This window comes from Bradyrhizobium sp. CCBAU 11357 (assembly GCF_028128865.1).
In the GTDB taxonomy this organism is placed as follows: domain Bacteria; phylum Pseudomonadota; class Alphaproteobacteria; order Rhizobiales; family Xanthobacteraceae; genus Bradyrhizobium.
The window spans coordinates 17,563-28,757 of sequence record NZ_LBJW01000080.1 but is presented as its reverse complement, the minus strand read 5'-3'; the positions used below and the strand labels follow the sequence as shown (position 1 = coordinate 28,757).

Below are 11,195 nucleotides of genomic sequence, written 5' to 3'. Positions count from 1 at the left end.
ATCAGCACGGCACCTTTCGGCGAGCGACCGTGCGACAGAGCATGTTGTCCTGATTTGCTAGGAGTGCATCGAGCCGCGTCCAGATGAGCGGCGCGGGTGCATCTTTCAAATTGATCGCTAGGTCGGCAGCAACCATCGTTCGCCCCTCGCCGTGAGACATCCCACCGAGCGATCATGGCGGCGGCGAACGTGCTGTGGTTTACGGCGGCTCAAAAGCCTGAGCCGGCGAGCCGCGCATCACCAGCACTCGGAGTGCGCAAGTACCTCGCCATGAGGCACTCTGGTTCGACGATAGTCACTTCCGAGCCGTTCTGCTCGCTTTGACTCCTCCCGGGCCCGCTCGTTGATCTGCACTCGCGTTATACGGGGTCTACAGTGCGGTCGAGCACGTCGATGGCTGACCAGAGCGGCTCATCGAGAGATCATTCTTTGTCGCTTGGCCAGCGATGAGCTCCCTTTCCTTTTCGGCCGCGTCAATGGCCGCCTTCATGAGCAGGCAACGATGGAAGGCGGACTGGAGCATGACGTGAACACGCGACGGAGCTCCGTAGCGCAGGATGGCTAATGCTCGCGGCAGCGTTGCCTCGCGATGCGAAGGTACTGAGCTACGCCGACGGTGTTCGCCTACGAGCGGCAACCAAAAGGAAGCAAGCTTTCCGGACTTTACCATAGGGCACGACAGGTTGGATCGCGACCGATTGCTCGCTTCAGATTGGTCAATATACCTGGAGTAAGCCCAGGCTCGCCGGATAGCCAGCTCCGTAAAACCGCGGCCCGCGCTTCATACTGTGTTGGAGAGTAAAGCCGGCCGAGTCGCGGCCCCGGCTCGGCTTTAAAGGCAGCTCGGCGTGTCCTTGGCCGCACGCGCAGCAAGAAGCGCCAAGCAAACCCTCAACCTAGTGGAAGTCGGACTTCTTCTTGGCCTTCCTTACCGCATCGTAGATTGTGATCTGCAGCATGGGACGGCGTCTCTAGAGCTCCACCGCTTCTGACGATGCTCCATCTTTGCTCGCGTACTCGGTTTTGAATTAATCCACTTAGAGCACGTAACCGGAAGCTGGCAGTACACGAGTGGTGCGACCATTTTGTTCCTTTCGAGCGAAACGTTTGACCGCAGGAGCCGCCTGAGCCAGATCGCCTGAGCCGCGCCAGCAGGATGTTGTGCGAATTGATGACGTGGCGCGGGGACATCTAACGATCAAGAATTGAGCGCGCTACTAAGACATCCACTACCGCTTTCGCTGAATGCTCTAGGGTCTGCTCCATGGTCCTGAGATGAATATCCGGTGTTTCTGGTGCCTCGTAGCAGGCGTCGATTCCGGTGAAGTTCTTGATGTTGCCTGATTTCGCCTTTGAGTACAGCCCCTTCGGGTCTCGCCGCGCGCATTCCTCGATCGGCGTATCGACAAAGACTTCTATGAACTCATCCTTGCCAACCAAGGTGCGCACCCTGTCCCGTTCGGCTCTCGTGGGCGAGATAAACGAGCAGATCACAATCAAGCCGCTGTCCGCCATCAACTTGGCAACTTCACCGACACGCCGAATGTTCTCCACGCGGTCCGCCTCCGAGAAGCCCAGATCGGCGCTTAATCCGTGTCGGAGGTTGTCGCCATCCAGCAGCATTGTATGCCGCGACATCGCAAACAGCTTTTGATCAACCAGGTTCGCAATCGCCGACTTTCCCGCGCCAGACAGGCCGGTGAACCAAATGACGCAAGGCTTCTGATTCTTGAGCGCGGCACGTTCCCTCCTATCCACGGATAGGGCTTGCCTAGCAATATTGGCGGTCTGCCGTAGCGGAACGGCAATCATGCCGGCCCCCGCCGTACGATTGGTGTAACGATCGATGACGATGAATGATCCGGTCTTCCGATTGACGTCATAAGCATCGAATACTGCGGGCATTGTGGTCGCAACATTACAGAAGGCGATCTCGTTCAACGAAACCATCCCGGCGGCCAGATGCTCACAAGTGTTGACGTCGATCCGATGCTGAATTTCGGCAATGCTGCCGGAAATCGTCTGCGATCCGATCCGCAGGATGTAATTGCGTCCGGGAGCGAGCGGCTCCTCGTCCATCCAAATCACATAAGCAGCGAATTGGTCGGCGACCTTCGGTTGATCGTCCGGTCGGGATAGAATGTCGCCCCGCCCGATATCAATTTCGTCTTCCAGCGTAATGGTCACCGCATCCCCGGCTTCGGCGCCGACAAGGTCGCCACCGTGGGTCACGATCCGCTTGACGCGCGTGGTCCGTCCCGACGTGGCGACAATGATCTCATCCCCCGCCGAGATCCTCCCGGAAGCCACCGTCCCGGCATAGCCCCGAAAATCCGGATTTGGCCGGTTCACCCATTGTACCGGAAAGCGGAAAGCCTGGCTTGCGGTGCCGGACTGGATGTCAATGCTCTCCAAATATCCAAGCAGGCAGGGACCACGATACCAGTTGGCACGCGCGGAGCGGTCTACGACGTTATCGCCGTAGCGGGCCGAGATCGGGATGGGAACGATCGAGGTGAAGCCGAGACCGGCGGCAAAGGCCATATAGTCGCGCGCGATCCGATCGAAACACTCCTTGTCGTATGCGACAAGATCGATCTTGTTCACTGCCAGCACGACATGACGAATACCGAGCAGCGCACAGATAAAGGAGTGGCGGCGCGTCTGAACCATCACGCCTTTGCGGGCATCGATCAGGATAATGGCGAGCTGGGCCTGCGAGGCGCCGGTAGCCATATTGCGGGTATACTGCTCATGGCCGGGAGTGTCGGCCACCATGAAGGAGCGCCGCGGCGTAGTGAAGAAACGGTAGGCAACATCGATCGTAATGCCCTGCTCCCGTTCGGCCTCGAGGCCGTCCACAAGCAGCGCGAAGTCGATGTTATCCCCGGTGCTACCGTACTTGATGCTGTCGCGTTCCAGCGCCGTGATCTGATCGTGGTAGATCATCTTGCTGTCGTGCAGTAATCGGCCGATCAGCGTCGATTTGCCGTCGTCCACCGAGCCACATGTGATGAATCGCAGCTGATCCTTCGTCCGGACCGGAACCGGTTCCGTTCTCTGCTTTGTAAACATCAAAAGTAGCCTTCCCGCTTCTTCTTCTCCATTGAAGCGGCTTCATCGGTGTCAATTAGGCGCCCCTGGCGCTCAGACACGGTCGCGGTCTGCATTTCTGCGACGATACCTTCGATCGTGGTCGCATCGGATTCGATAGCCCCGCTCAAGGGATAACATCCAAGCGTGCGAAAGCGGATCATCCGCATTTCCGGCGTCTCGCCGCAGTTAAGCGGCAATCGCTCGTCGTCAACCATGATCATCGCACCATTTCGATGCACTATCGGTCTTCGTTTTGCGAAGTAGAGCGGAACGACCGGAATTTTCTCGATCATGATGTATTCCCACACCTCAAGCTCGGTCCAATTCGAGATCGCAAACACGCGCATGGTTTCGCCCTGGCGAATCCGTGTGTTGAACAGGCTCCAGAGCTCCGGCCGTTGGTTACGGGGGTCCCATACATGTCCGGCCGAACGGAAGGAGAGTATCCGTTCTTTTGCGCGACTCCTTTCCTCATCACGCCGGGCTCCGCCAAAGGCGGCATCGAATTCGTGGAAGTCGAGCGCCTGTTTCAGCGCGTCCGTTTTCATCACCTGGGTATGGAGCGCGGAGCCGGAAACGATGGGATTGATCCCACGCGCGCTGCCGTCCTTGTTGACATGGACAATCAGGTCGAGGCCGAGCCGCTTGGCTGTCGCGTCTCGGAAGCTGATCATCTCGCCGAACTTCCAGGTCGTATCGACGTGAAGCAGGGGGAAAGGTATTTTTGCCGGATAGAACGCCTTGATCGCAAGGTGTAGCAAAACGCTTGAATCTTTTCCGATGGAGTAAAGCATGACGGGCCTTTTGAACTCGGCGACCACATCACGCATGATTTCTATCGATTCAGCTTCGAGACGGTGCAGATGTTTTGGCAGCATATATCTTGTTTTCGGTGCAGGATCTCTGTTGTTCGCCGCTCTATGGCTCCAGCCCAGAGCGGGGAATATCCGCGGCAGAAATGGCCGGCCAAGGCGCATGGCTCGTCAATGAGGCCAAGACCCGTTCGACAGCACACTTCGGACGCGGCAGCATATCGCATTCTGCCGCTCGTACGGCCGGCGCGTGCGGCACATGATCGGGAGATCAGCGTGCCGGTTAAGGATGTTGGCTAAATCAACCAGCGTGGCTTGATCACAAGCATTCAGAGTCCTTAGGAGATCCTGATGACCTGCTCAAGCCGCGCGACCTCGCCTCGCAACATCTCGATAGCCACGTCCCGGTTCTCCGAAATGTTCCAAGCATTTTGGACCGACTCTCCAGCGTGAGATAAGCCAGACAGTCCTCCCGCCTTGGCACTTCGCAAATCCCACCAGGTTCGGAATCTCCGACGATAAAGTTCTGTTACTTCCCGTCCCCTGTCCAGAACTCCGGCTTTCTGGGCATGCAGCAGTTCCTGCTCATATCCAAGTTCTACCAAAAGCTCGGCACCGACCAGATCGGTCACGGTTTGCATCTCCTCGACGCTCAATTGAGATTGCCACGATTTGACAGAGCTTTCGTCGATGGTGTTTCGTTCCAGGATTTTTCGGTCTCCAAAGCTGCTGGACTGAAGATAATCTGCTCGTCCCATGCTCACCGATGCCACGCCTCCTGGATCACAGCCGAGCGCTGTCAGTAGACGCCGGATTTCCTCGTCCGGGTGCGCCACGAGCAGTTCGTATTGCACCAAATGAGTCTGCGGGCGAATACGTTGCGCGGCGAGCCTAGGAAGACCCAAAACCAAATCGGCGAGTGAAGATATTATGCCATCGGGCAGTCGAAGCATGAGGTCAGCGAGACTGGATACGCTGACCGGCTGCGCACTTTCTGCCCGCAGTGGGATGCCCCACGTCGATTTCAGTGAAGCGGCGATCGCGTAAGGATTGCGCATCAGAAGGATGTGTGGCGCCTCCGGATAGACGGATTCAACAAATTCAAGTGTCGTCCAATAGCGTGGTGTCTTATCTATGATGATGCGCTTGCCCGCTTTTGCCAGATATTGATCGTATGCTGCATCTGCAAAAGCGCGGCTAACGACCGTGCGATCTATCCGTCCCAAGAATTCGGAGGTGGCGGCCTCAATTAGAGAGCTGCCGGCCGGATGACGCCGATCCACCTTGCCAATTGCTTCAAGCGCCAGCATTAACCAGGGTTCAGGCGGAGCCACAATGTCTGGATGGAGCTGCAGCAAATGTGCCAGGAGTGTGGTCCCGGATCGTGGAAGACCAAGGAGAAAGCACACCTCAGGTGAACGACCAAGACGTCCGCTCATCATTCAGACACTCGTGCTTGGCAAGCGCCATCTGTCGGCGCTAGCTCGATTGGGCGAAACAAAGCCGGCCGCCGGATCACATGGGGGCAACCGCTTGCGTACAAGGAGTCGAAAGGACAAGAATTTTGTCTGCCACTCATGACTTGAGACCCGTTCAGTCCGATCGGGCGGGATCACAGAACGATAACTGCAATCGCTTCCCCGATTGCTCGACCGATAAAACGAAATCAAGCAACAGCTCAATTGCACGAAGATTGACTGCGAATATGGCAAGGTTGAAAAGAACTATACGGACGTTTGTTAAAGACCGCGCGCGGCACATGGAAGGTTGATACGTATAGAAGATGCATGCGCTGAGGCATTTGAAGAGGTAACTGCGACATGCACCTCGCTGGGGCTCGGCAGACACAAACAATTCGGCATATGAGCGGATTGCTGCAAAGAAGCAGACCATATCGCGGAAATCACACATGGCAGGACGCAGGTCTTCTCAGCGCGGGAGCGATCCAGACGCTACCTGCAGTGAGCGCCGCCGTTGGTCGGTCAACACACTGGATCGGCCCTTCATGTGAGAGATCCTTGACGGGGCCATCACCAAGACAATGTCTTCACTGCCGATTGGTCACAGCCGTTGAGACCACGTCTAAGATAGTCCGTCAATAATGAGAGGATGCTGGAGCTCCCACGGCGACAGTGAAACACCATCCAAACACTCTCTCAGCGCGGAATCCGCAAAGCTAAATTTCCGACAAAATTTCTATGGGTACTGAGGGCGGCCCAGCGAGCCGCCCTATCGCGCCAGTACCAGCGCTGCTCAAAACTACCGCTGATGTCCGAGTCCGATTCCAAGATGCAAAGCTTTCTGGCGGAGCGCACCGACGCTGCGTTTGGTCATCTTTGCTATTTTTATGACCGGGGTTCGGGCCTTCGAATGGACTTTGAGCTCCTTGATATCTGCCCTCGTCCATTCGCGCCGCTTAACGCGTTTCTTGGTTGCTTTCTTCACGACGAATGCTCCTTTTGAGAGGAGCGGCTTGTAGCATAGTTTTCACGGCACGACGACCGCAAAAAAACAGACAATATGATAGGAGTAGCGCCAGGGTATAACTTGGTCAGGCCTTCCAAACGCGAGACGTCTGGGCTAGTACAGCTGTGGAATTGTAAACTTCATATACACCTCGCGCTCTGAGAACGTTCCAATCGACGCCCTTCTATTCGCGGCTAAGAAACTGACACTCTCTAGAATGAGTAAGCCAACCGCGAGATCAGTTTAGCCGACCGTATCGACCGCGCTGATGTGCATGAAGAAGCCAGATTCTCCATCCCTCAGGTTAAATCAAGTCAATATCCCTAGCCGCGTTGAACAACTTCGCAATACCCATTACGCCACTGTTTCAAAATGTGAACTTCAAGATCTAGTTGAGTAGATCACCATCAGCAAGGGGGTGATCGGCTGGCCGTCACGCCGGTAGCGGTTTACGTGGGCTCAATCGCTTGCCGTGGGGCGCTTTCTGCCCGCGTTCGTTCCCAGCTGCGAAGTCAAAGGGGTTGCTCAGCTTTCGGATGCTGGGCGATCTCTCGCTCAACCTACGCCTGCATAGCACACCATCTAAGTGCTGGAGCGCCTCAAGACATTCCCTTCCCTCCTCGGTGAGGATCCAACACCCGGCCTCCCGCATCAGCTTTGGCCGAAGATACCGACTTGGGGCGCGCGGCGTGCGATGCGCTTCATACGAGCTGGCCACTCCGGGCCGCTGCTATACAGATAGGCAATGCTGCTTAAGGACTTCGATGCTTGCCCGACCGTGCGGCTGGCCGGCAAGTATCTTCAGTATAGACAGCAGAAAACTCGCGCACACGCCATTGCCCCAAGGAAAGCCCGATAACGCCTAATTTGCCGTAAGCTCCAGAGGCATGCCCCGCCTTCAAAAGAAAGCTTCCTCCTTAAGCCCAATGAGCGACACCCGCCTGCTGTCGCCGCGGTAAGCAACGCTTTCGACTGCATCGGCCACATCCTGCCCGAAGTTTCCGAAGAACGGTTCAGCATCAGATAGCTGCGTTGACTAGGAGTGTGACTAGTCTCAGGTGCCGCCTTGGACCGGTACGAGATCAAACGACGTCGGTGGTAGCCACGCTGTTGCACATCTTGACGAATGACGTCGCTCACGGAACGAACCGCCCGCTTCTTTATCTTCCAATTGCCGTCCAATCCCGCGGGGATCCCAAAGCCTCTCGGAACAACCAAAAGATCGTGTCTTTGGTTCAAATAGATATTGAACATGTGGTGTCTCTTGTCGCACGAGCGTAGATCGGCCGTTCATCGGTTTGGTGACATCGAACCAACAGTCTCCCTTAATGTCACTGGATGATCAAATGACATTCGAAAGCTCCCGTCCTGATACGTCAAGCCCGTCACGGGCACGATGATGGCGCAAGATGTGAGCGTGTTCACAAGCAATGGCTTTACGAGCCGCCGTCTTGGGAAGCAGACGATTACGTTTATCGCCGATACTAGTTGAAGTAATCCTCCGACCCGTCTTCGCGGACCGTGTCGAGACTAAAGCAATGGACGCCCCCGACAGAGATCCACCTATGGCGGTGCCGAGCCGGGACGACCCGAAAGCGACTGTGTAAGGATCCGGGCCAGTTCGGGGCAGGCGTCGTTGACCAAAACGACGTCAGGAGGGACCGAAAAGGCGTTGATATCTATGTAAAGACTGGACAACAGCACATCGTCATCGTCGTAAGCTGGGGAACGGTTCGGGCGCAACTATCACTTGCGCATTGCTTCCGGCAAATAATCAGTCAACTTTCGAGACCGCACGAGCAAAGGTTCATCGGTCGATGCACAGTCACGTTAAGCTACCGCAACGTGCTCACAATTCTTTCGACGTCCTCATTCAGTTCCAGATAACGGTCCTTGATCCGGTGGCGGACCCGTGCGCCCGCTTGCGTACCTGCTGCCGCCGACAAGAGAACGCGGATAATACCACTCCCAGCGACGCTTAAGATTGATCTAAGAGAATAGATCGTAAGAGAGTTCGCGATCGTGAGCCGCATGATTGGTTGCCGTACCCACCACGACTTCCTTCAATCTCGACCTCTCGTCGTACGAATTTAAGGTCACGCTTACCGGTATTGGCCGTGCCTTCAGGATTCCATAGACCGACTGCCGATCTTTGCCGATTGTGTAAGTGGAGCGTCTGCCATAGTAAGGCTACCGCACGGAATGGCAGCGGCCGGAAGCAAGCTTGATCCGGAGCGCCGCCGCCAAGGCGCGAAGGCGGACGCCGGCCATTGTAGAAGGCGAGGTATCGTCGATCGAGACGCGGGCGTCGGACACGGTCTCATAGGCATGCTCGACGAACACGTTGTCGCGCCGGGCAAGCAGGCCGTCCGTGATGATGGGGTGCCATGACTGGCGAGCACGCTGGTGAACGTTGCGCCCGTGAACTACGAGCCTTGGTCGGTGCTGAAGATGTCCCGCTTCCGTGGAACATTCAGGAAGTGCGAAACCCTTGCTTGCTCATGCGAGCTCGTCCTTGCGGGATGCTCGAAAGGCTGATGTGGACGGATTAGCTAATGCAGGTGAGGTTCGAAGCTCCAACACATCGGCGAAGATTGTCCAATCGCGGACACTCTTTTGCTTGCAAAAATCAGTCTCCGCCTGCTGAGCAGCAGCACCCAGGGAGGCGGCATCGACTTTGAATGCTGCCTGGCACGCACGATGCTCGCCGCCAGTATCGTCACAAACGGTCTTAATAAGCCGAACATTACATGAAGGCATGCCCCTCTCTTCCCGTGGTTCGCTTATCCACTATTCTGCCATTCGCACCGAGAGTACTTGATCTGCCTCAAGCAGCACCCCAAGAGGTCTGTCCGCTCGTCCGAAGATAGATCCAGATGTAACAGCACGGCGCGAGCCGCTTTTTGTCGCGAATAACAGGGATGGCCTGTCTGTCCTACCTGCGTTGCACGACGCTTTGAGCCGAGGGGCAGCGCCTCTCAGGAGCCTCATGCCGCCAACCGGGAAAATCAAGTCTTTGATCGAGGATTGTCTCGCAGAGACGATCGAGGACAACATGCACTATCATCGCAGGCGCGTGCGCGCAGATTTCTCATATGCGGCGGCGAGGGACTATACGCGCAGGCGATCGTGCGGCAAATCAGGCAAGGAACCCCGATCTTGCATCCGACGGTCCACCAGCCGCCGCCACAGCAAAGCCCATCATAAGGCTTGCCGTAGCCCAAGTTTCGACGAGCCCTTTCGGACTTCAGTGCCAAACCCTAAGGGTGGGATCAGCCCCGGCAAGGCTACCGACAATGAAAGGCGAACAATCGTTTGACCATCCGCGTGCACGGAGCAATGAGGAAAAATGCTGCCGTAGCCCATGGAACGTGAGTTGCGCCTCAAATCAACACGCTGGCGTGTTGCAGAGAGCGCGAGGCCCTGGCGGACGCCCGAGTTCGGACATGTCGACTGCCAATGCGGGCGTCTGCGGCACGTACGGGCCGCTCGAGCTCAACCACTCCCGGACGGACCAGCCTTTTGACCCGCATCGATGCTGCGGCGGCTGCGTCCTGATAGAGGTGATCTTCTAGTAAGGTCAGACGCATGGTGGAAAGAACGACTTGAGCCCATGATGCTTTAATGTCCGGGTACCAGCGATCACTTTTTAGGACTCCTTCCGGGCCAAGCCGAGCCGCGGGTCAATGACCTGCACATGATAAGTTGCGCCGCTTGCGATGGCGTCTACTTTATCGACCTGCGGACAGGCCCGATTATGGGCTCCGAGCGAAGCTACGTTCATCCTAATGGTGTCAACCGAATCCGGCGTCTTCGCGCTCTCCCTAGAGCGCGTGCTACGCGCGCCAGAGCGCGGCTGAGGACGCCCGCACAGCCACGCCATGACGCTGCAGAACACGGAGATGTCTCACCAACAAGAGACGTGACATGACAGAAAGCCGGACCATTTACCCCGCCGCGGGCCGGATTGCTGGAGCTGCAGACCAGTTTAGTCCGTGCAGAACAGTTACAAATACCAACAGCCGAGGTCTTGAGCTGACCCAGATCGATTCGATGCAAGCTCAGGCGTTGTTTCCCGGCGGAAATTCAAATATTTCGGTTCGCGAGCGCATCATGTTCCGTACCAACGAAGCCACGGCCGATAGCCCTCTGCCGCGGCTCACGCCATCGAGACCGCGCGCCGTCCGGTCGAGTCGGGCAGAGCCTGTTCGCGCGGAAGCCAAGCATGTTCGTAATGTTCACAAGGTTGTCTGAATTTGTCAGCTCGCGGCGATGAACTTCGTCCAGGATCTAATGGCGATTCGATCTGGGAGCGGCTCGAAATTATGCCGCCCTTCGATCAGGATCTGGAGATTGCCGTGATCGAGGGCAATTCAATTCACCGGGTGGTCTTTCCTTGTCGCCGGGTGTTCGGCGGATGGATCAACGCGAATACCGGAGAGCAGGTCGCCGTGCAGCCGACGCATTGGCGTATATGGCTCGGATAGCGGCGGCCATCCTGCACAATAGATTGGCGTGAGTTGAGGCAGGAACTGGCTTCGGCGTCCTCTCGTCGGAAACTATGTCGAGTTCCTTGAATGAGAGCGCCTGACGGGGAACATGTCCGAGCGGACCGATTGCGATCGGCCCGTGCGGTGACCGTCCGCCATCACTCCTCGCATTACTGTCGCAACCGTTCCCAATGTACTCGCGAGCGACACACCTCTGTGTAGATTTTGAATCTCAGACCAAACGATCGCTTACCACGTTGCGACGACAAACGTGTCGATATGAGTCCACATTTTTGGCGAATGTTCTCGCCTTGATGAACCGTCGGCTATT

General features: G+C 56.6%; 6 protein-coding genes and 1 pseudogene. 2 read left to right on the top strand and 5 right to left on the bottom strand.

Annotation, left to right across the window (positions count from 1 at the left end):
• Positions 1-1,191 precede the first annotated feature (1,191 nt).
• From cysN to XI05_RS10505, 5 genes and pseudogenes are all read right to left on the bottom strand, one after another.
• The gene (gene cysN / locus XI05_RS10525) at positions 1,192-3,075 is read right to left on the bottom strand and encodes a sulfate adenylyltransferase subunit CysN (RefSeq protein ID WP_271501166.1); all 1,884 of its coding nucleotides are present in this window, start codon (positions 3,073-3,075) and stop codon (positions 1,192-1,194) included.
• Entirely contained in the window at positions 3,075-4,073 is a 999-nt protein-coding gene (gene cysD, locus XI05_RS10520) for a sulfate adenylyltransferase subunit CysD (protein ID WP_442869257.1), read from the bottom strand. Before cysD ends, cysN begins: the two co-directional genes overlap by 1 nt.
• Positions 4,074-4,246: 173 nt before the next feature.
• Complete coding sequence (locus tag XI05_RS10515) at positions 4,247-5,347, bottom strand: sulfotransferase family protein (RefSeq protein ID WP_271501176.1); 1,101 nt, start codon at positions 5,345-5,347, stop codon at positions 4,247-4,249.
• An 820-nt stretch (positions 5,348-6,167) separates the two neighbouring features.
• The gene (locus XI05_RS10510; RefSeq protein WP_074448398.1) at positions 6,168-6,353 is read right to left on the bottom strand and encodes a hypothetical protein; all 186 of its coding nucleotides are present in this window, start codon (positions 6,351-6,353) and stop codon (positions 6,168-6,170) included.
• A 2,209-nt stretch (positions 6,354-8,562) separates the two neighbouring features.
• Positions 8,563-8,836: pseudogene (locus XI05_RS10505) on the bottom strand (IS3 family transposase); the annotation flags it as partial.
• Positions 8,837-10,301: 1,465 nt separating this feature from the next.
• Between XI05_RS10505 and XI05_RS10500 the strand changes: the two are divergent.
• Positions 10,302-10,628 (top strand): hypothetical protein, encoded by a 327-nt coding sequence (locus XI05_RS10500; protein ID WP_271501165.1) that lies wholly within the window; start codon positions 10,302-10,304, stop codon positions 10,626-10,628.
• Between the two features lie 71 nt (positions 10,629-10,699).
• On the top strand, positions 10,700-10,861 hold the full coding sequence (locus XI05_RS10495; protein WP_271501163.1) for a hypothetical protein: 162 nt from the start codon (positions 10,700-10,702) through the stop codon (positions 10,859-10,861).
• The last annotated feature ends 334 nt before the right edge of the window (positions 10,862-11,195 follow it).